Origin of the sequence: Sphingobium sp. (assembly GCF_049304695.1) — a bacterium.
Taxonomy (GTDB): Bacteria; Pseudomonadota; Alphaproteobacteria; order Sphingomonadales; family Sphingomonadaceae; genus Sphingobium.
Genome location: NZ_JBAQOK010000043.1, coordinates 1 through 21,014, shown reverse-complemented (window position 1 = coordinate 21,014; position 21,014 = coordinate 1). Strand labels below are relative to the sequence as shown.

The following is a 21,014-nucleotide window of genomic DNA, read 5'->3' as shown; positions in this document are numbered from 1 at the left end:
CGGATTCACGACCGCATAGCCGGACGCAACATCGGACCGGAGACAACCATAGAGCAGTTTATCGGCCTCGACGTGTGATTGGATAGAATTTCTGTCCGACGAAGATCTATCCCGCGGGGAGTTGTCCTGACCGCGTATACGACCTTGTACCCGACAGACGGCATCACCCGCAGGCGGAAGATGGGGGCGCTTGTAAAACCAGCCAAGCTTACGACCTCACAACCATAGATCGACGAAGATCGAAATTGCCTTGACCGGGATGCGATTAAACAACCCACAAGTGCATCATTGGCGAGCATCGTGCCGAATTGGATACTCATGAGGCGAGACCAACCCCACCACATGATCAGGCTGCCGGGTGCCGAACACGCGCTTCGGCGATATCAATCGACGGGTTGGAGAACGGCGCCCGTCAAATCAGTTGATCGAGCAGCGGATCGTTCAATTCCCGCCACCATGGCGTCAGTTGCGGCGTGGAGGGGCACCGGGACCTGATCCGTCAGCACAAAGGATACCTATCGAGGCGGGGCTGCTCCTCTGTAATTCGGCCCCATCAAACATCCGCGGAGCGTACGCCTCGCGAAGGCTCGGTCATCATGGCCCCGCCATGGCTCCTCCCCAGCCGCCGCCGAGCGCAAGGAACAGCCGAACGCGATCCGAGGCGATGGACGCATCCGAGGCCGCCAGCGCTGCTTCGGCCGTGGCAAGGCTTCGCTGCGCGTCGAGCAGTTCAAGGCCTGTTCCAAGACCGCCCCCGGTTATCCGGGCCTGGAGCCCGGAAGCCCTCCGGCTCTCATCGCGCGCGCGCCTGAGCTTTGCATTCTGGTCCAGATTACGGGCATAGGTGCTGAGGACCGTCTCGGTTTCGCGGAGAGCTGCGAGGACGCTTCCGTCAAATGCCGCCAGCGTCGCGCGCGCCGCTGCATCGCTTTCCGCGATCCGCGCCCTGGCGACGCGTCGGTTCGGGAAGGACCACGAGATGAGCGGGCCGAAGCTGAACCGCAACGCCGAATCGTCGACCAGCCCGCCCACGCTCCGCGAGGTCGTGCCGAGCGATGCGCCGAGGCTGACGCTCGGATAGAGGTCCGCCGTCGCCACTCCGATGCGCGCCGTCGCAGCCGCAAGCCGGCGTTCAGCTTCGCGGATGTCAGGCCGGCGCCGGATCAGCGCCATACCGTCGCCAATCGGCAGGGGGCGGTCGACGGAAGGGATGATCCGGCAGGTCGCGAGATTGGGCGGATAATCTTCGGGCGTCCGGCCGAGCAGCACGGCAAGACTGAATAGTGCAGCTTTGCGGCCTGCCTCGATCGGCGGCAGCGCTGCCTCGAGCTGAGCCAGAAGCGCGCGCGAGCGGGTAGCGTCGAGCGACGTGTAGAGGCCGGCGCGCACGCCTCTTTCGGTGAGGGCGAGGCTTTGCCGCTGCAGTTCGACCGAATGGCGGGCAACGGTCATCCGCGCGCCGGCCGCGCAGGCATCTCCATAGGCGCCGACCACTCCGGCCACGACCGTCGTGCGCGCAAGGTCATAGGCGGCGGCCTGCGCTTCCGCATCGGCCTGCGCGGCTTCGATCGTGCGCCGAATCCGGCCCACGACGTCGAGTTCATAGGATATGCCGACGCCGGCGTCGAATGTCGCATGGGTCCCGTTGGGCGAGCCGAGACCGAGATTGGACGGCTCGCCCACCGATACGCCGCCCGCCGTGGAAGTCTGGACGCCCGCGCCGGCCTCGACCTCCTGGACAATCGCGCGCGCGCGTTCGAGATTGGCCGCCGCGACCCTGAGGTCGGTGTTGGCCTCGATCGCTTCCTGGACGAGCGCATCGAACTGGGGAATAGCGTAGAGGCGCCACCAGCGCTGGGGCAAGGGTTCAGCCGAATAGGCGGGCGATTTTCCTTCGGCAAAGCTTGCGGGCCGATCCGAGATGCCTGCGGGCAAGGGCGGCGCCCGATAGCTGGGGCCGACCGTGCCACAGCCAGCGAGCATCAGCGCGCCCATCAGTCCGAGCAGCCTTTTCGTTCCGACGCGCCCCATCGTCATTCGCTCCGGCCGGGGCCGAGCGCATTTTCCGCGCCATTGAGCGTCACGGTGACCGTCCGGCCCGCGATCAGATCGATGCCGGGCGGCACCTTGTCGATGGCGATCCGCACGGGGATGCGCTGGGCAAGACGGACCCAGCTGAAGGTGGGATTGACATTCGCGAGTAGCGTCCCGGACGCGGTCGTCCGTTCGCGATCGTCAATGCCCGCCGATCGGCCTTCAACATGGCCAGAAAGCGGCCTATCCTCGCCCATTACCCGGATCGTGACGCGGACGCCGGGGCGGATGTGCGAAAGCTTCGTCTCCTCGAAATAGCCGGCAACATAGTAGCTGTCGGAATCGACCAGCGTCATCACGGGCTGCCCGGTGGCCGCATAGGCGCCGGGACGGAGCGAGAAATTGGTGACGATGCCGTTGACCGGCGCACGCACCTCGGCGCGCGCCAGATTGATGCGGGCGAGATCGCGATCAGCGATCGCCTGGGCATAGCGTGCGCGGGCCTCCTCGGCGGTGGAGCGGCGGTCGTCACGTTGCTGTCCCGAGACGATATCAGAGAGGGCCTGATAGCGGCGGTTCTCCCGTTCGGCGGCGTTCAACGTTGCCCGTGCCGTGGCGACAGCGGCCTCGGCCTGCTCAACGGCATTGCGCAGCCGAACATGGTCGATGGTAAACAGGATGTCGCCGCGCCTGACCACCTGGTTGTCGCGAACGTGGACCTGCTCGACCCGGCCCGACACGTCTGCCGCGAGCGGGACCACATCCGCCCTGATCTTCCCGTCGCGCGTCTGTGGCGCGTAGGTGTAGTAATTATAGAGGTACCAGAAGACGAACACGCCCGCACCCACCACCAGCAGGGTGAGCAGGGGCTTGAGCAGGCGGAGGAGGGTATCGCGATCTAGGGTCATGGCGGGCACTTCAGGATGCGGTGACAAGGCGTAGAGCCAGAAAGGCGGTGCCGGTCAGGATGAGGAACAGGGCGGTGTCGAACAGCGGGCGCTGCCAGACGAGGCGGTAGAAGCTGATGGACTCGAGCACCCGCGACAGCAGCAGGCGCATCGCGAAGCCGAGGATCGCGCAGAGGAGCAGCGGCGAAACGAACACGCCCGCGATGTCGATTTCGCCGATCATGTCGCCGGTACCCAGGCCGGCGCGCGCTCGAACAGGGCGATGCGCAGACCCGCTAAGGCATGAATGGCGCGGTCGGGGCGAGCGCCGGGCGAACCATCTCCCGGCCAGAGCGCATCAAGTGCTTCGTCGATGAGCGCGAGCAGACGGGACGACGGCTGCGGCTTGTCGAACTCGCTGCGGAGTTGATCGAGAACCCGATCCGTCGCCTGCCGCGCATCGGCGGGAAGCGCGTTGCCCATCGAGCGCAGGTCGGCGACGTTCGCGCCGACCCGCAGCCGGATGAGCAGGCCGGCGCTCCGCTCGATTTGCCCGGCTGCGGCAAGGCGCGCCGTCACCACCGAAATGCGGTCGAGCGCCCGCTGGACATAGCTGTCTCGCAACCGTCGGCTGGGCGACCGGCTCAGCCGCGCGATCTCGCGCGCTTCGATGCGGAGGACGCGCTGAAGCTGATGCTGCACGCCCCAGGTACGGAACAGGCCGGCACCGAGAATGGCGGTGAATATGCCCAGCATGCTGGCGACGCTCGCCTCGACGAAGGTTCCGAAATCGGGCGGCGAATAATGGCCCTGGAGATTGATGTTGCTGAGCCCGAAGGCGAGGATTAGCGTCGCCATCGGATTGACGGCCGCCCAGACGCCCAGCGGCAGCATGAACAGGCCCATCATCAACGCAAAGGTCGAGAAATCGGCGGCGAGCGGGAGCAGGCCATAGCACAGGATCCCCGCCAGCAGGGTCGCTAGCAGGGCGAAACGCGCGAACATTCCGATCGCTCGGCCCGGCTCGTCGCCGCCACCGAAAAAGGCCAGCGTTACGGTGCCCAGCAGAACCGCGTTCGCGCCCTGATGCCAGCCCGTCGCATACCAGAGCCCGCAGAGGAGGGCGTAGGTTACGAGGATTCCCGCCGCGATCCGGGCAGCGTGATCAATGTCGGGGTTGAGCGGAAACGCCCGCGTCTCGCTGACTGTTCGCGCGAGCGCGGGCGCAAGCTTCGCCTTTCCGCTCAACGCCGCCTCGATCCGCGAAACTTCGCTCCAGAGCGTCAGCATTTCGGCCAGCATGTCGGCCAGCGCATCATGAATGAGCTGCTGCCACGCGCGCGCGTCACTGGCATCGAGCGGAAGCGCGCGCACGGCATCGGCCAGATCGGGTGGCGGTTCCGTACCGGCATCAAGATGGGCCCTGGCCGTGGCGAGAGAGGGTCGGAGGGCCAAGCGCTCCGCTTCGCCAAGGCCCGCGATGCGGCTGCCGATTGCGGAAAGGAGCGGGACCATGCGCAGCAGGCGTTGCTGGATCGCGAGCGCGTGCCGCAGGTCATCGCGATGGATCGTCGGATCGTAGCGCAGCGCTCCGGTCAGCTGTGACAGGGATGTGATGTCGGCCAGCGTCTTTAGCCGGTCATGCTCTCCTTGGGCGTCCGCCTCATGGCCATCAAGGACATCCTTCGCCCAGGTCTCGATGCTGGGCAGCCAGCGATGCAGGCGCGCGCGTAGCGCACCTTCAAGAGAACGCGGAGCGATCACGCCGTCAACGAGGGTCGTCGCGAGGATGCCGAGGGTGATTTCGCTGACCCGCGCCACAACGGTATCGAACATGATCTCCGGATGATCCACGCCGGCGACGGCCACCAGCATGAGCGTGATCGCGAAAAGCTGGAAGCCGTAGCTGCGCGGCGTGCGGTCGAGGAAAGAAATACCGAACGCCAGGGTTGCCACGATTCCCGACGCCGCGATCAGCAGCAGCGGCGCGCTCGCAAACAGCGCGACCATGGCAAGCGTGACGAAGCCGGCGCAGAAAGTTCCGGTGAACCGATAGACGGCCTTCGACCGGATCGCCCCGCTCATGGGGTTCATGCAGACGCAGCAGGTGACAAGTGCCCAGTAAGGATTGGGCAGGCCGATCCGCACCGCTATCGCGAATGCGATCATGCCCGCGACGAACAGCTTAACAGAGAAGATCAGCTGATCGGCGCTGACTTTCATCGGCCCGTCCGCGCCTGCTGCAGGAACTGACCGATCCGTTCCTCGAACAAACGCAGCGTGCGCGTCGTCGTTTCGATGTCCTGCGAAGGAAGATCACCAAGGAGGTCGTCGCGGAGCCGCGTGACCGCCTTTTCCATCTTCTTCGCAAGGTCACGACCTTTCGGCATGACATGGATCGTCTTGATGCGCCGGTCCTCGGGAGAATCGCGCCGCTCAAGCAGGTTGGCGGCTTCGGCCTGGTCGAGAATGCGCACCATGCCGCCCGGATTGACCCCGACTTCCTCGGCCAGCGCGTTCTGCCTGACACCCTTGTCTCCATGACGGGACGCCAGAATGAGCGCCGAAATGAGCGATGCGGGAAGTCCGAAGTCGACGAGTGCGAGACTGACTGCCTGAACCCAGACACGCCGGATCGGCTGCAAAGCGTTCGTGAGTTCAAAAAGCGTGACGGGGCTGGTTCTGGATCGGTCGCGGGGCATGCGCGGCTACCTAGTCCATCATCCGATTACGTTCAATATGCAATCATTGCCTTAACAATTAAATTGGGCAGACTGAACACGCCAGTGAGCCATGTGGTGCGCAAGATCAGCGGTTACCGGTCTTCTGACAAGAACGGCGAATGGCTCACGATGTCGGACGCGGCCGCCAAACTCGGAGTCCCGCAAGTCAAGATCCAACGCTTCCTCAGGAATGGCATATCGCCGCCGAGCAGGTCATGCGCTACGCGCCCTATCAAATCCGCTCCAGCGACCTCGAAGACGAGTGGATCAAGGCCAAACTGGCGCGCCCAATCCCGTGTCGCGCCGAAGACGACAACCAGGAATCGCTATTTTCCGACATGGCCCAGTCGGCCCCAAGCTGCGATTTTTTGGCGGTCGTGTCCCGGCGCGTGGTGTAGGTTTTGAGGGTAGCGAAGCTGACCGGACGCGCGCTCATCGAACAAGCGCTGTAGCGGCCGGTCAGTTTCGCGGGTGGTCACCGGCGAACTTCGGATAAGTTTGGGTTGCGAGACTCAACTTACGGAGACCACCGATGACCAATGACAAGATGGACCTGCACGCCCTGGTTGGGAAGACAGCCGACGGCGATTTTCTACGCGATATGATCGGCTTTGCCGCGCAGCGGCTGATGGAGCTGGAAGTGGGCGACCTTACGGGCGCGGCCTATGGCGACAAGGATCCCGAGCGCCTCGCGCAGCGCAACGGCTATCGGGATCGGGACTGGGAGACGCGGGCAGGCACGGTCGAGCTGCGGATCCCCAAGCTGCGTAAGGGAACATATTTTCCAGGGTTTCTGGAGCCCCGCCGTATGGCAGAGAAGGCACTGACGGCCGTCATCCAGGAAGCTTATATCCAGGGGATCTCGACCCGCTCTGTGGACGATCTGGTCAAAGCCATGGGCATGAGTGGGATCTCAAAGAGCCAGGTCAGCCGACTGTGCGTGGAGATCGACGAGCGGGTGAAGGCCTTTCTCGATCGTCCGATCGAAGGCGACTGGCCCTATCTCTGGATGGACGCGACCTACATCAAAGTGCGGCGAGCCGGTCGCATTGTCTCTGTCGCGGTCATCATTGCCGTCGGCGTTAACAGCGATGGCCGGCGCGAAGTGCTCGGCATGACTATCGGTCATTCCGAAGCTGAGGTCTTCTGGACCGAATTTCTACGCAGTCTTGCCCGTCGGGGTCTGCGCGGCGTGAAGCTGGTGATCTCCGATTCCCACGAAGGCATAAAAGCTTCCGTCGCCAAAGTGTTCAGCGGCACCTGGCAGCGATGCCGGGTTCATTTTATGCGCAATGCGCTGGCCCATGCCGGCAAGAGCGGACGCCGGGTCGTGTCAGCATTCATCGCCACCGCCTTCGCACAGGAAACGCCCGAAGCCGCAAAGGCCCAGTGGCGCAGTGTCGCCGATCAACTACGTCCCACCGTACCCAAGCTGGCTGCTCTCATGGACAATGCCGAGGAAGATGTGCTGGCCTATATGACGTTCCCCGCCCAGCACCGTACCAAGTTGCACAGCAACAATCCGATCGAGCGGCTCAATGGCGAGATCAAGCGGCGCACTGATGTCGTCGGCATCTTCCCCAACGAAGAAGCCATCACCCGTCTCGTCGGCGCTATCCTTCTGGAACAGAACGACGAATGGGCCGTCCAACGCTGCCGCTACATGACACTTGAGAGCGTCTCAGGTTTAAGCGATAATCCCATCATCACGTTGCCTGCCATGGCAGCATGATCAATCCGGCTTAGCCGGAGGTCGCTGTGGCTATCCCAGCGAACCTACACCACGTTGTGGGGCACGATCTCAGCCTCCGAAATCCCCCAAATTCTCGCCAGACTGGTGTAGCTTTCGTGCCCCGCGATGAGGATCGGCTGTGGCACCGCCCATCCGCGCCATGCGTGCATCGAGTTCGGCTCGGTCGGGCCTCGAGCGGATTCGCGGCAAGTGGGGCAAGTTTGCCCGGAGTTTCATGTCAGCCAGCATCCGTGCGATCCTACGGCTTCAGCCCTTCTGGGCGGCGGGAGGTGGATTTTCGGAGCGCTCGACCAACGACCCACCAGAGGCCTCGCAGCTTCCAGTATCGACATATTTCCAGGCGTTGCCCTGATAATCAGTGGTCGATGTGCCGGCGCGTGGTTCCGGGACCAGCCATGCAGTCGTTCTGGCCCTTGAGCGCGACGCCAAAGCATTCTTCGCGCGCGGCGATTTCAGTGCCTTGGCTCCTTACTTCGGCCGTTGGCTCTTGGCCGGGCTTAGTCATTTAGCGACGCGAGCCAAGTCCCGAGCCTTGGCAAATATACCCAGGAATTCATCTTCAGTCTTACGGCCAATGGCGAGGAGGCTTTCGACGAGGAACGCAGGTGTGCCGCGGATACCGAGACCGAAGGCAAGATTGGCGTCCTGATGCAAACGGCTTAGAAATGCTTGGCGCCGGTCTTTCAGATCCTTTGTGGCCTGTTCCCAATCCGCGCCTATATCGTATCCAATATCGCGCAGCACTGTCTCGTTCAGCGGTATGTGCATTGCCATCGTACGGTCGTGATAGGCGGGATAAAGACTCTGTCGGTCCATCGCGAGGCCGACCAGGGCGGCGCGCTCTGCCATTGGCCCAAAGAATGCGAGGTCGCGATACTCTATTCGCACGTCACCGTCATGCTTCACAGCGGCTGCAAGAACGTGCGCGGTCACCTTGCAGATCGGACAGAGGAAATCATTGAACGCAACGATGGTCACTGACCCATCCGGGTTCCCGGCCGAGCGACTCGTCCGTTGGTCTGCGGCGGTTTGCGCTCTGCCATTTGAAGACATGTCCTGAGCCAAAGGCGCGCTTTCGCGAAGTACCCAGCTTCCGAGCCACCCCACTCCGGCAAGTCCGGTTAACACGGCAAAGTCGCGGCGGCTGAATGCCTTGCGCGGGGCTACATCGGCTTGATCGGGGGGAACGTCAGTTGGCACCATTGCTCGATTTCCGGACACGATATGATGGAAAGCGCAGCACGGCGGCAAAGCCGGCATCATTCGAACGAAATTGAAGAACGCCTTGGGCGGGAGCGATTGCTGCCTCGACAATCGAAAGGCCAAGCCCGGTGCCGCCCGACATGGCGCGAGGACCGCGTTCGAACCGGCGGCGCACGCGCTCAACCTCTTCCGCCGCGATGCCCGCGCCACCATCGACGACACGCAGCTCGAATCCCTCGTTTGCGGCGCACTCGATCCGCACCGGGCCGGTGCTCCCATGCTGCAGAGCGTTCTCTACCAGATTGCCGAGCGCCAGGCGCAGGGCTTCGGAATCAATGGCAAGTTCGACATCGCGCAGCGTACAGGCGGTGACGATTGGCCGATCGCTCGTCGCGGCGAGATGCGCATAGTCGCTGGCGACGCCGCTCACCACGTCACTCACGCGGGAGAAGCGGTTGGCCGGTTCAGCCTCTCGCCCCTCCTGCCGGGCGAGCTCCAGCAGCTGGCGCACCAGTCGACTGGTGCGATCCACCGAGATAGCAATCCGCTCCAGGGCATGGTCGCGCATAGCCGAGTCAGTGGCGCGACGGGCCACTTCCGCCTGGGTTTTGAGTCCAGCCAGCGGGGTCTGGAGCTCGTGCGCGGCATTGGCCACGAAGTCGCGCTCCGCCCGTCTGGCCCCCTCAAGTCTGGCGAGCAGATCGTCCATTGCCTGCACTAGAGGCCTCAGTTCTTCGGGCACGGGGTCAACGGCGAGCGGCTCAAGGGCCTGTGGCGAACGCAGCTCGATTGCGCGGGCAATACGAGCGAGTGGTGAAAGACCGCTCCGGACGCCAAACCAAAGTAGCAGTGCGAGCGCAACCAGCCCAACCGCTGCGGGCAACAGCAAGCCCAGCATCAGATCGTTGACCAGATGCTGGCGGACCGCCAGGCTGTCGCCGACCATCACCCTGATGCCACGCGCTGCGTCGACATGTGTGTAGACGCGCCAATGTTCATCCCCGATCTGGCGACTGGAAAAGCCGGGTGCGCCGCCGGCCAACGGCGCATCGGGCGCTCCGGCTGACTGGCCGACCAAAGCGCCGTCCAACGACCAGATCTGGCAGGACAGCTGTCGGGAGTAAGGCGCCGGTGCCAGTCGCTGCGCCGGCCCGCTGGCGGGAACGTCGAGCGCAGCGACCATGCGCGCTGCCTCTACCAGCCGACCATCAAGCACCCGCTCCACTTCAGCCCTGGTTGAAAAACTCGTCCAGCCTGCTGCACCCGCCCAGACCAGCATGGTCACGCCAGCGACGAGAATGAACAGACGGATCCGTAACGCAGTCATGATCGTGTAATCCGGTAACCCTCACCACGCACCGTTTCGATGCGGGTCCGGCCGAGTTTCGCACGGAGCTTGTGGATGTGTACCTCCACCGCGTTGCTTTCGATTTCCTCCTGCCAGCCGTAGATGCGATCTTCCAGCTGACTGCGCGACAGGACGTGCCCTGGGCGCTCGGCCAAAGCATGCAGGATCGCAAACTCCCGGCGAGAGACGGCGATTTCCTTGCCATCCAAGGCCACTGATCTACGCGCTTCGCTGATTATCAGCGCGCCCAGTTCCAGATCGCCGCTTGCCCGCCCACTGGCTCGACGCATAATCGCGCGCAGGCGGGCTGACAATTCAGTAAGATCGAAGGGTTTGCCCAGATAATCGTCGGCACCGCGATCAAGGCCCTCGACCCGGTCCGTGACCATGTCACGCGCAGTCAGCAGCAGTACCGGAGTCTCGACGCCGGCCCGTCGCCATTCCGCTAGCAGGTCGAGACCGGAGCCATCTGGCAGGCCGATATCGAGCACGACGCCAGCATGATCTCCTATCGCGGCGCGCGCGTCGGCAAGACAGGCGACGGCATCGACCTCGAACCCCTCAAGGCCGAGCCCCACCACGATCCCGTCGCGCAGAATATCATCATCTTCGACAAGCAGAATCCGCATTTCTGCTCCTTTCCCTGCCCACCTTACCGCCGCCTTAAGCTGGATGCTAAGCCTGCCTTAAGAAAGGGCGGCAAGGAGAACCACAATGGATGGCGTCATACAGATCGGCCCACTTGCTATGGCTACAGACCGTTTGATCGCTGTTGCAGCGATCTGGGCGTTTCTGGCGATCGCGGGTGTGATTGCCGCGCGGCTGGATAGTAGGGCAATGCGTGCTGGATGGTTGTCCTTGCTCGCCGGACTGGTTGCAGCGCGCATCGGCTTTATTCTTGCCAATCTTGATGCCTTTGTCGCCGAACCCTGGACCATGCTTGCAATCTGGCAGGGCGGGTTCTCGGTCTGGGCAGGCGCTGCGGCGGCGTTGATCATCATCTTGGTTATGCTGGGGCGCAAACCTGCAGGTCTTGCCCTGACCGCCACGGTCGCAGGTCTTTTTGTACTTCATCTCGGTGCGGCCACCTTGATTGCACCGGATGTACGACCGATGCCGCGCCTGATGCTGACGGACCTCGATGGCAAACCGGTCGAGCTGGGCATTCCGGGGCGACCTATGGTTATCAATCTGTGGGCCACATGGTGTCCGCCGTGCCGTCGCGAAATGCCGATGCTGATCGACGTGGCGCAAAGCTCCAAAGTTCCGGTTCTGCTCGTCAATCAAGGTGAGGACGCTGCGACCATCCGTGCGTTTCTTGCCAAGCAGGGCCTGGCCAACCGGGCAATCGTGAATGATCCGGGCGGCGTCTTGGGCAAGGCTGTCGCTTCGGTGGCGCTTCCAACCACCCTGTTCGTCAACAAGGCGGGCGAAATTGCCGGTCTCCATGCTGGCGAGATATCCCGGGCGGCGCTGACCGCAGGGATGCGTGATCTGCAAAGGACCCAATGAGATGAAGACACTGACAATCGCCGCTGGCATCGGCATGGCCGCACTTCTGGCCGGCGGCGTGGCGCTTTGGAGCGGTGATGCCGACCCGGCGCAAGCTCGTCAGGCGTCGAGTGACACCTCCAGCGCAGACGCGCTGCGCATCCGCTCGCAAATCCAGAATGATCCTGTTGCCCCGGCCATCGCGCCGCAGGGGCACGATGTCACTGTCGTGGTTTTCTCCGACTATCAATGTCCCTTTTGCCGCAAGCTCCACCCGTCGCTCGAAGCACTGGTGAACGAAGACCCCAAGGTGAAACTGGTCTTTCGTGACTGGCCGGTCTTCGGCGCTGCGTCCACCGAAGCCGCGCGGGCAGCCATCGCCTCCAAATGGCAAGGCAAGCATGCCGCGTTCAACGATGCGCTGATGACTATGACAGGCAAGCTGACATCGGACAATATTCGCGCCGCAGCAGGCAAGGCGGGGGTGGATTGGGCGAAACTGCAGGCTGACCTCACCGCGCACAAGGCTGAGATCGATGCTGTGCTGGATCGCAATAGCCGATACGCAGCAATGCTGGGCCTTCAAGGCACGCCCGGTATGCTGATCGGCCCCTATCTCATCCCCGGCGGCATGGATCTGCGCGGGGTGCGTGAGGCAGTGGCGCTTGCGCGACGCGATCCGAACGGAACTGCATCACAATGAAAACGCCGGCCAGGACGATGATTGATCGACTACCGCGTCTTGCGATAAGGTTTTTCGCACTCTTCGCAGCCGCTTTGCTTGGTTTCATCGCTGGACCGATCGCCGCTCAGGGCACGGCAAATATCAATGCGTCGGTGCTGGCCGAATCCAGTTCCCCAAAGCCCGGCACGACAACGCGCATCGCTATCCGCATGGTGCCACGCACTGGCTGGCATGGCTATTGGGTCAATCCGGGCGACAGCGGGCTCTCGGTAGAGGCGAACTGGACCGTGCCGGACGGCGTAACCATGGGTGACCTGCGCCATCCCGCACCAACCCTGCTCGAGCTCGCGGGGTTGGCAAGCTATGTTCACAAAGGTGCATTCACGCTCCTTACAGATTTGAACCTGAACGACGATGTTGCTCCGGGCACTGCCATCCCGCTGCGCGTTAACCTCTCATGGCTTGCCTGTTCGGACACGCTGTGTGTCCCCGAACGCGCCACGCTCGATCTGCTGCTAACGGCGGGTGATGGAACAACCAATGCAGCTGCGGCGCCGGCTTTCCGAGCCGCCAAGGCGGCACTGCCTGTGGAAGGCAGGCTTAAACTGGTGGTCTGGCGTCAGAGTGGAGACTGGCGCTTCGACATTGATGGCGAAGCCAGGCTGGATGCATCGTCGGTGCGCCTGTTTCCCGCTCAAGATGGCTGGTTCGCGGCATCGGCGCCGCAGACCGTCGTACGCCGGGAAGGTGGATGGCGCGTGACTGTCGCCGCATCGGACAATGCTGCGCCCACGCCTTCAGATTTTCGCGGCGTGTTTGCGGATAGTAAGCGCAGTTTCGCGTTGATGGCTTCGGGTGCCCGTGAAAATCCGAGGGCCGAAGCCCCTGCACAGTCGGCGCCAGCCTCCACAGCCGCCGTTCTCCCCGACGTTGCCGACAAGCCCACTCCGGCGCAGGGCTCTAAGCGTGCCGCGCCAACCGACACGCGCGCGTTCAGAATTGCACTTACCGGTGCGATCCTTGGCGGGCTGCTGCTCAACCTGATGCCGTGCGTGTTCCCGATCCTGTCGCTCAAGGCGCTGAGCCTCGCTCGATCGGGCGCTGACCGGCACACCGCGAAAGTGGAAGGGCTTGCCTATTTTGCCGGGAGCGTAGCGACGACCACGGCGCTGGGCGCAATATTGGTCGGCGCCCGCGCGATGGGCCATGACATTGGCTGGTCTTTCCAGCTTCAGGATCCCCGGATGATTCTGCTGCTGATGCTCTTGTCGCTGGCAATCGCGCTCAATTTGGCTGGTCTGTTCGAAGTGAGTGGCCCCACTTTGTCCGGCAATTGGATGACGAAGAAAGGCGGCCTCGGCGCGTTTGGCACCGGTGCGCTTGCTGCGCTGATCGCGACTCCTTGTAGTGGCCCCTTCATGGGCGTCGCGCTGGGCGCGGCACTGGTTCTGCCGGTGCCAGCTGCGCTGGCGGTTTTTGCAGGCCTAGGCCTTGGTATGGCGCTCCCATTCCTGCTGATCGCCTTCGTGCCCCGACTTCAACGCTGGCTGCCGAAACCTGGCGCGTGGATGGCAACCTTCCGCCGCATTCTTGCGATTCCGATGCTGCTGACCGCGATCGGGCTGGCCTGGGTCCTGGGGCGGCAAAGCGGCGTGGACGGGCTTGCGATGGGCCTGCTGATCGCCGCGCTGGCCGCGATGGGATTATGGTGGGTGGGCTTGCGACAAAGCGGGGGGCGCTCCGCCCTGGTCGGACTGGCACCGGTGATGGCGGCGCTTCTGGTCGCGATCGCGGTAGAGCTGCCGCGCCCGGCCGCCGCGACCGCTCCCGCAGATACCGGAGTACAAATGTTCAGTGAAGCGCGCTTTGCTGAGTTGCGCGCGCAGGGCGTACCGGTCTTCGTCGATTTCACAGCAGACTGGTGCCTCGTCTGCCAAGTCAACAAGCGAGTGGCGATCGACCGGGCGGACACGCAAGCGGCATTCGCGAAGGCGGGTGTGACGATGCTCGTTGCCGACTGGACGCGGGGCGATCCAGAGATCACGCGCTTCCTCGCCAGCCGCGGCCGCAATTCGATCCCTTACTATCTCTACGCGCCGTCGAAAAGTCCGGTTCGGGAGCTGCCGCAGATGCTAAGCAGCGAGATGCTGATCAGGCTAGCTAATGAGTCGGAAGGAAAGACAGATGATGAGCATTTATAACAAATTACTCATTCTGGGGGGCGCCGCCACATTGGTTGTTTGCATGCCCGCATCCGCTCAAGTTGCGAGGCATCCTGCGGTCGCGGACTATGGCGCGATTGCGCCCATGGCGCAGGTTGCCAACCGTCCCGCCGCGACGGATGATATGCGTGCGCTGTTCGAAATCACCGGCGAGGCACGTGGGCAAAACGGGGTCAACCGTAGTCTCGACAGGGTCGCGCGCTATCTCAATCTGCTCGCATCGAGCGGCGTGTCCACCAAACCGGGCGATATCAAGGTCATCATCCACGGGCCAGCCACACCGTTGATTCTGCGTGACGAAGCCTATCAAAAGCGGTTCAACTCCGCCAACCCAAACACGCCGCTGATTGCCGCACTCAAGCGGGCTGGCGTTGAAATCCATGTCTGTGGCCAGGCCACCGCTGGACAGGGCATTGCGCGGGAGGACATCGATCCGGCGGTCACTCTCGATCTGTCCGCGATGACGACGCTGGTCCTCCTGCAACGCCAGGGCTGGCCCCTCGTTACGGATTGACAATAGCAGTCGTCGCGGCGCGAAACCCATACCAGAAGGAAAGAACTATGCTGCTGGAAAAGATCAAGACGCCGGGCCTTTCCCACCTGTCCTATCTGGTGGGGTCGGGCGGGCAGGCAGCCGTGATCGACCCACGCCGCGACTGCGCCATCTACCTGGAGAAGGCACGTGCAGCAGGGCTTGAGATCACGTATATCCTCGAGACTCATCGTAACGAAGACCTTGTATCTGGCGCGCCAGTGCTCGCCGGCATGACGGGTGCAAAGGTGCTGCATGGGCCGAACCCGGAGCGGCCCATAGTTTATGCGACGACGGCGCGGGACGGTGATTGTTATGCCATCGGCCAACTGGAAATCCGGGCCATGGAAACACCCGGCCATACTGATGACCATCTGGCTTACGCGCTGTTTGATACCGCCTATCCGGACAAGGCGGTGGGCGTGTTCACTGGCGACGCCATGTTCGTTGGCGATGTCGGCCGCACCGATTTTTATCCCGACCGGCGCGAGGAAGTGGCCGGGCTGCTGTTCGATTCCCTCCGCAAGCTGCTGGCGCTCGGCGATCAGACCATCATCTACCCGGCTCACGGTGCCGGCTCGGTCTGCGGATCAGGCATGGCCGATCGCGAGTTCTCCACCATCGGGCATGAGCGATTGAACAATCCGCGCCTCCAGATCACGGATCGCGAGGAATTCATTCGATTGAAAGTGAACGAGAACCACTATCAACCGCCCTATTTCCGGCTGATGGAGCGGCTGAATGTGGACGGGGGCAGTGCGCCGCCGGCTGTGATGCGCCCCCGCCGCCTTTCGCTCGCGCAGTTAAGGGACCGCAAAGTGGATCACCTAGTCGATATCCGCGAGCCCATGGCCTATGCCTCGGGCCATCTGCCCGGCGCAATGAGCCTGCCGGTGGATATGATTTCCGCCTTTGCTGGCTGGTTCATCCGCGAAGGGGACAGCGTCGCCCTGATCGCTTCAGATCAAGATCAACTGGCCGCCGCCCTGGAACATCTGGTCCGGATCGCGCTGGATAATGTGGTGGGTGGCTATGTCGGCATGGTGCCCGCTGCCGCGAAAGGCGTAGCTGTGCAGCAGACACCCATGATCGACACGGACGAAGTCGAAAACCGTTTAGGTGGTGCTGAAGGGTGGACGTTGCTGGATGTGCGCGATGCAGACGAACGGGCCAAATCTGCCATCGACGGATCGCACCATATCTATGTCGGCCAGCTTAACGACCGTTGGCAGGAACTGGACAAGAAGCGGCATTACACCCTGATGTGCGCCAGCGGCATGCGCGCGACGGTCGCCGCAGGGTGGCTGGCCAGCCGCGGTTTTGAAAAGCTCGACATCTATCTTGGTTCGATGGGAGCATGGAAGGCAGCGCATGACTGATCGTATGGATTCAGCCGCATTCTGGGACAGTCGCTTCGCTTCGGAAGACTATGTCTTTGGAACCGAGCCCAATGCATTTGTGCGCCGTGAAGCGGGCCGTTTGCCGCAAGGCGGGCGGGTGCTGGCGGTGGCCGATGGGGAAGGGCGCAATGGGGTCTATCTGGCCCAACAGGGGCTGGACGTTACCGCAACCGACATATCCGCCGCCGGAATCGCGAAGGCGCGCAGGCTGGCGCAACAGCGTGGCGTTTCCTTGACGCTGGAGCAGGTCGATCTGGCCGCCTACGACTGGCCGGAGGCTGCATTTGACGCGGTCGTCGCGATCTTCGTGCAATTTGCCGATCCCATATTGCGGGCCAAGATGTTCGCCGGCTTTGCCAGAACTTTGCGGCCCGGCGGCATTCTGCTGCTGGAAGGCTATCGCCCGGAACAGCTGGAATATGGCACCGGCGGGCCGAAAGTGGAAGACAACCTCTATACCCAAAGCATGCTGCGCGAAGCCTTTGCCGGGTGGGATATTGTTTCCCTGCAGAGCTACGATGCGGATATTCGCGAAGGCAACGGCCATGGCGGGATGTCCGCACTGATCGATCTCGTTGCGCTGCAGCCCGGCTAGCCTCAGCCGGATCCGTATCAGCCACCGGCCGGTTCGATCCTGTCCTGCGTCCCGCCGCCAAGAGCGCGAACAAGGGTGATCGCAGCCCGTTGCCGCGCTGTCTGCACAGTGATGAAGGCCTGTTGCGCAGCCAGGGCGGCAGTTTGTGCGGTAACGACTTCCAGATAGTCCGCCGCGCCATCGCGATAACGGTCCAACGCCAGTTCTTCCCCGCGCGCAGCGGCCTGCGCGGCCCGCCGCCGGTCGGCTTCCTCGGCCGCCAGCGCCGCGTTGCTGGCCAGCGAATCCTCTACCTCTTGGAAGGAGTTCAGCACTGTTTCGCGGTAATTGGCGACGAGGATGTTGTATTCCGCCTCGCTGACGGCAACCCGAGCCCGCTGCCGCCCGCCATCAAACAGGTTGAGCACCGCCGACAATGGTCCCAGCGCCCAATATCCGGTTGGGGCGCTGACAAGGGGCGCACCACTGGCCTGAAAACCACCCGCCAATGCCAGATCGATGCGAGGGAACCGGGCCGCCTTCGCCACGCCGATGCGGGCATTGGCAGCGATCAGTCGCCGCTGTGCTCCGGCAATGTCAGGTCGCCGTTCGAGCAGGGTGGATGGCAGGCCCGGCGCAATGGCGGGCAAAGCTCCAATGCTATCGGTGGGGGCAATGGCAAATTGCCCGGGCATCATGCCAATCAGTGTTGCGATGCGGTTTTCCAGCGTTGCCCGGCGCGCGGCGATCTGCCGGAACAGCGCCTGAGCATTGGCCAGTTGCGTCTGCGATCGGCTGCGATCCACGCCCGATGCGATGCCGCCTTCATGGCGGATGCGGATCAGTGCGTCTGACGCTTCGTAAGCGTCCACTGTGCGGCGCAGCAGGGCACCTTCCCGGTCAAGTCCACGCAACTGGAAATAGGCATCCGCCAGCGCGCCATGAAGGCTGAGGCGGACGGAGGCGAGACTGGCCGCTTCGACTCCCGCGTCCGCTTCGCTAGCCCTTACGCTGTCGCGCACCCGGCCCCAAAGATCGATTTCATAGTTCAGCGCACCGCCCAGAATATACTGGTCCGCCGTTATCGGAACGCCGGGACCGATGGGCCGTCCAGCGGAAAGCCGTTCGCGCGAAATGGCCGTGCGGGCATCCAGCGTGGGGACAAGATCCGACCCCGCAAGGCGCGCCTCCGCCCGCGCGCGGTCAAGCCGGGCTACTGCTGCGGCAAGGCTTGGGCTGCCCTCGTCCGCCCGCGCGATCAGGTCGTCCAGTACAGGGTCGTCGAAATCACGCCACCATTGCCCTCGCGGCTGCCGGTCCGCCGGCGCGGCATCCTGCCACCGTGCGCCATATTTGTAACTTTCCGCCACCGGCGTGGCCGGAATATTGAGTGGCGGCGCCATGGAACAGCCCGCCATCAACAGCAGGGCGGGCGCGGCGAATTTAATTCTGCGCATTGGCAGTACCTTTCCCCCTGTTGCGGACGATGCGAACCCGATCGCCTTGTGCCAGCGCTTCTGGAGGAGTGGCGATCACGCGGGCCTGCGGCGTCAGGCCGGAAGCGATCTGCACGCTGGCGCCATCGTCCCGTCCGATCATAACCGGGCGCATCGTCACGCGCCCTTCGCGATCGACCAGCCCCACCATCGTTCCCTTCGGTGTGACAATCAGCGCGCTGGCGGGTAGCGTTACGGCGGTGCCTGCCGCCATCGGGATGGCCACTTCAGCGTAGCCGCCCGGCTTAAGCCGCTGGCCTGCATTGTTCACCTCGAACTCGGCCAGCACCGTGCCCGAGGCCCGGTCCACCGCACCTGCTGTGCGTGCCAGTACGGCGTCGAAACTCTCGCCCGGATATTCCGGCACGGTCAGACTGGCCAACACGCCCCGCGTCAGCTGTCCTGACAAGGCCTGGGGCACACGGACGCGCAGGCGCAGTCGGCGGTCATCTGCAATGGTGAACAGGGGGCTGGCCGCGCCGTTGCCCGCATTCACCAGGGCGCCGATTTCCGCGTTGCGGCTGGTCACCCGGCCTGCAAAAGGTGCCACAACACGGCTGAAGCCGAGCGTGGCGCGCAATCGTTCGACATTGGCACGGGCCGAACTGGCAAGGGCCGTTGCCGCTGCTAGCCGCCCGCTCTTTTCATCGGTTTCCTGTTGCGATACCGCGTCCTTCGCGCGCAGCGCGTCCCAACGTACGGCCGTAGTTTGCGCCAGTCCACGGTTGGCTTCTGCCGTGCGCAGGTCCGCTTGCGCCTGTGCCAATTGTTGTTCCACCTCCGGCGCGTCCAGCACGGCTAGAACCTGCCCCGCACGCACATGATCGCCAATATCGACCAGTCGCCGCGCCACATAGCCGCTGGCGCGAGCATGGATGGCGGCTTCGTTATCTGGTTCCAACATGCCGGGCAGACGAATGGCGCCTGCTTCCGCCGGTTGTGGGTGCAAGACATTGACGGTCGGCAATGCATTGGCGCGGGCGAATTCTGCTTGTTCGGTATGGTCCGCATTGCGGGCAACGATGCCGCCACCCACCAGCAGCGCTACGCCAACAGCTGCCGCCGCACCATAAAGGCGGCCCTTTCGCGATGAAGTCCGTGATGGGGTGGGATCAGACATGGCTCGGTTCCAGTTCGATAGTGCGGGTTTTGGGGGCGCCCTTGCGGTGGGCCAGCGCGAACAGCGCGGGCACCAGCACCAGCGTGGCGATTGTGGCGAACGCCAAACCGCCGATCACCGCACGGCCCAGCGGCGCGTTCTGTTCCGCGCCTTCGCCCAGGGCCAGCGCCATGGGCGACATGCCGATGATCATTACCAGCGCGGTCATCAGCACCGGGCGCAGGCGAACCATGCCCGCTTCCAGTGCGGCCGTTGCAGCGTTGCCCGTTTCCGCCAGCCTTTCGCGCGCGAAACTGACGACAAGGATGGCATTGGCGGTGGATACGCCCATTGCCATGATCGCGCCGATCAGTGCCGGCACGGACAAGGTGGTGCCGGTCAGGAAAAGCATCCACGCAATGCCTGCCAATGCGGCGGGCAACGCGCCGATGATTACAAGCGGATCGATCCAGTTCTGGAAGTTCACCACGATCACCAGATAGATCAGCACGATCGCCGCGATCAGGCCGAATGCAAGGCCGTTGAAGGCTATGTTCATCGTTTCATATTGGCCGCGCAGGGTAACGGTGGATGCTTTCGGCAGGTTCTTTTCCAGCGCGACGATGGCGGCGTTCACATCGGTCGCAACGGCACCCAGATCACGCCCTTGCGTGGTGGCATAGATGTTGATGACCGGCTGAATGTCATATTTGCTGACCACGGACAGTGTGTTGGCGCGCGTGATCCGCGCGACACCGCCAAGCGTTTGCGATGCTGCATCGACGCCGCCTGCGACCGGCAGCGCGGCCAGATCGGCGACGGAGCCTACGTCCCGTTCCGGCAATTGCGCCACGACAGGATAGGACACGCCGTTTTCCGGGTTGAGGTAGAATACGGGCGAGCTTTGCGCCGTACCGGCAAGTGCAGTGCCAAGGCTGGCCGTCACATCCCGCTGGCTTAGGCCATATTGCGCGATGCGTGCGCGGTCGACATCGACATTCAGTTGGGGATAGCGGGTCGATTGCTGAATGCGCGCGTCGGCCAGCCCCGGAATCTGCCGCACGCTTTTCAACAGTTTCTGCGCGTATCGCTGATTTTCCGGGATGTTGCGCCCGCGTATCTGGATATCGAGAGGGGCTGGCGATCCGAAATTGAGAATCTGGCTCGTCATGTCTGCCGGCAGAAAAGCAAAATCGACGCCTGGGAATTTGAGCGGTAACTGGTGGCGCAATGCACGTACATATTCATTCGTATCCCCGTGATCCTTTGACAAAGTGATTAGGATATCGCCTTCATTGGAGCCGACCGTGCCGGAATTGGCATAAATATTGTTCAGCGCCGCCAGAGAGATGCCAATATTATCGACCATCGTTTCGATTTCCGCATCGGGGATCACGCTGCGGATATGTTGTTGCACCTGCGCGAAAGTGGCGGAACTCTGTTCGATCCGCGTCCCCGCAGGCGTCCGCACATGCAGGGCGATCTGACCGGAATCCACCGCCGGGAAGAAGTCCCGACCGAGCAACGGCACCAGCGCCAGCGACAGAAGCATGACGCCTAGAAAGAC

The 21,014-nt window shown here is 63.2% G+C and carries 19 protein-coding genes and 1 pseudogene; 8 read left to right on the top strand and 12 right to left on the bottom strand.

Annotation, left to right across the window (positions count from 1 at the left end):
• Positions 1-594 precede the first annotated feature (594 nt).
• The 5 genes from WA070_RS06290 to WA070_RS06270 are packed head-to-tail and all read right to left on the bottom strand — an operon-like array spanning position 595 to position 5,566.
• Positions 595-2,037 (bottom strand): efflux transporter outer membrane subunit, encoded by a 1,443-nt coding sequence (locus WA070_RS06290; protein ID WP_092960347.1) that lies wholly within the window; start codon positions 2,035-2,037, stop codon positions 595-597.
• Complete coding sequence (locus WA070_RS06285) at positions 2,034-2,942, bottom strand: HlyD family secretion protein (RefSeq protein ID WP_169575534.1); 909 nt, start codon at positions 2,940-2,942, stop codon at positions 2,034-2,036. Before WA070_RS06285 ends, WA070_RS06290 begins: the two co-directional genes overlap by 4 nt.
• A gap of 10 nt (positions 2,943-2,952) precedes the next feature.
• A complete protein-coding gene (locus tag WA070_RS06280) occupies positions 2,953-3,165 on the bottom strand; it encodes a DUF1656 domain-containing protein (protein ID WP_024018728.1) in 213 nt (70 codons plus the stop codon).
• Positions 3,162-5,144 carry an FUSC family protein gene (locus WA070_RS06275; RefSeq protein WP_086486328.1) on the bottom strand — a complete coding sequence of 661 codons (1,983 nt, stop codon included), beginning with the start codon at positions 5,142-5,144 and terminating at the stop codon, positions 3,162-3,164. The genes WA070_RS06280 and WA070_RS06275 overlap by 4 nt, the downstream gene beginning before the upstream one ends.
• Positions 5,141-5,566, bottom strand: coding sequence for a MarR family winged helix-turn-helix transcriptional regulator (locus tag WA070_RS06270; protein WP_422633257.1), 426 nt, complete (start codon positions 5,564-5,566; stop codon positions 5,141-5,143). Before WA070_RS06270 ends, WA070_RS06275 begins: the two co-directional genes overlap by 4 nt.
• Before the next feature lie 197 nt (positions 5,567-5,763).
• Here WA070_RS06270 and WA070_RS06265 point away from each other — a divergent pair, with 197 nt between their 5' ends.
• Both WA070_RS06265 and WA070_RS06260 read left to right on the top strand, forming a co-directional pair.
• Positions 5,764-6,042 (top strand): hypothetical protein, encoded by a 279-nt coding sequence (locus WA070_RS06265; RefSeq protein WP_140159643.1) that lies wholly within the window; start codon positions 5,764-5,766, stop codon positions 6,040-6,042.
• 134 nt (positions 6,043-6,176) lie between these two features.
• The gene (locus WA070_RS06260; RefSeq protein WP_086486331.1) at positions 6,177-7,376 is read left to right on the top strand and encodes an IS256 family transposase; all 1,200 of its coding nucleotides are present in this window, start codon (positions 6,177-6,179) and stop codon (positions 7,374-7,376) included.
• A 267-nt stretch (positions 7,377-7,643) separates the two neighbouring features.
• On the opposite strand, the pseudogene WA070_RS06255 reads toward WA070_RS06260, so the two are convergent.
• The 4 genes and pseudogenes from WA070_RS06255 to WA070_RS06240 form a co-directional block, all read right to left on the bottom strand.
• Positions 7,644-7,902: pseudogene (locus WA070_RS06255) on the bottom strand (DUF2282 domain-containing protein).
• Entirely contained in the window at positions 7,899-8,450 is a 552-nt protein-coding gene (locus WA070_RS06250; protein ID WP_254908189.1) for a DsbA family protein, read from the bottom strand. The pseudogene WA070_RS06255 and the gene WA070_RS06250 overlap by 4 nt, the downstream one beginning before the upstream one ends.
• A 136-nt stretch (positions 8,451-8,586) precedes the next feature.
• Positions 8,587-9,927, bottom strand: coding sequence for an ATP-binding protein (locus tag WA070_RS06245; RefSeq protein ID WP_086486333.1), 1,341 nt, complete (start codon positions 9,925-9,927; stop codon positions 8,587-8,589).
• Positions 9,924-10,577, bottom strand: a complete 654-nt coding sequence (locus tag WA070_RS06240; protein WP_086486334.1) for a winged helix-turn-helix domain-containing protein — start codon at positions 10,575-10,577, stop codon at positions 9,924-9,926. The genes WA070_RS06245 and WA070_RS06240 overlap by 4 nt, the downstream gene beginning before the upstream one ends.
• 85 nt (positions 10,578-10,662) lie before the next feature.
• On the opposite strand from WA070_RS06240, the gene WA070_RS06235 reads away from it, so the two are divergent.
• The 6 genes from WA070_RS06235 to WA070_RS06210 all read left to right on the top strand — a co-directional run bounded on the left by WA070_RS06235 (position 10,663) and on the right by WA070_RS06210 (position 16,873).
• The gene (locus WA070_RS06235; protein ID WP_086486335.1) at positions 10,663-11,460 is read left to right on the top strand and encodes a TlpA disulfide reductase family protein; all 798 of its coding nucleotides are present in this window, start codon (positions 10,663-10,665) and stop codon (positions 11,458-11,460) included.
• 1 nt (position 11,461) lies between these two features.
• Entirely contained in the window at positions 11,462-12,142 is a 681-nt protein-coding gene (locus WA070_RS06230) for a DsbA family protein (protein WP_086486336.1), read from the top strand.
• A gap of 74 nt (positions 12,143-12,216) precedes the next feature.
• On the top strand, positions 12,217-14,325 hold the full coding sequence (locus WA070_RS06225) for a protein-disulfide reductase DsbD family protein (RefSeq protein WP_254908154.1): 2,109 nt from the start codon (positions 12,217-12,219) through the stop codon (positions 14,323-14,325).
• A complete protein-coding gene (locus WA070_RS06220; RefSeq protein WP_286863887.1) occupies positions 14,309-14,860 on the top strand; it encodes a DsrE family protein in 552 nt (183 codons plus the stop codon). Before WA070_RS06225 ends, WA070_RS06220 begins: the two co-directional genes overlap by 17 nt.
• A 47-nt stretch (positions 14,861-14,907) precedes the next feature.
• Positions 14,908-16,257, top strand: coding sequence for an MBL fold metallo-hydrolase (locus WA070_RS06215; protein ID WP_086486338.1), 1,350 nt, complete (start codon positions 14,908-14,910; stop codon positions 16,255-16,257).
• Positions 16,250-16,873 (top strand): class I SAM-dependent methyltransferase, encoded by a 624-nt coding sequence (locus WA070_RS06210; protein WP_254908156.1) that lies wholly within the window; start codon positions 16,250-16,252, stop codon positions 16,871-16,873. Before WA070_RS06215 ends, WA070_RS06210 begins: the two co-directional genes overlap by 8 nt.
• Positions 16,874-16,890: 17 nt before the next feature.
• Here WA070_RS06210 and WA070_RS06205 read toward each other — a convergent pair whose 3' ends face one another.
• The 3 genes from WA070_RS06205 to WA070_RS06195 all read right to left on the bottom strand — a co-directional run.
• Positions 16,891-18,309 carry an efflux transporter outer membrane subunit gene (locus WA070_RS06205; protein ID WP_086486340.1) on the bottom strand — a complete coding sequence of 473 codons (1,419 nt, stop codon included), beginning with the start codon at positions 18,307-18,309 and terminating at the stop codon, positions 16,891-16,893.
• Positions 18,296-19,468, bottom strand: coding sequence for an efflux RND transporter periplasmic adaptor subunit (locus WA070_RS06200; RefSeq protein ID WP_086486341.1), 1,173 nt, complete (start codon positions 19,466-19,468; stop codon positions 18,296-18,298). Before WA070_RS06200 ends, WA070_RS06205 begins: the two co-directional genes overlap by 14 nt.
• Positions 19,461-21,014: efflux RND transporter permease subunit (locus WA070_RS06195; RefSeq protein WP_422633256.1), on the bottom strand; the 1,554-nt coding region annotated here is incomplete at its 5' end. The genes WA070_RS06195 and WA070_RS06200, both read right to left, overlap by 8 nt.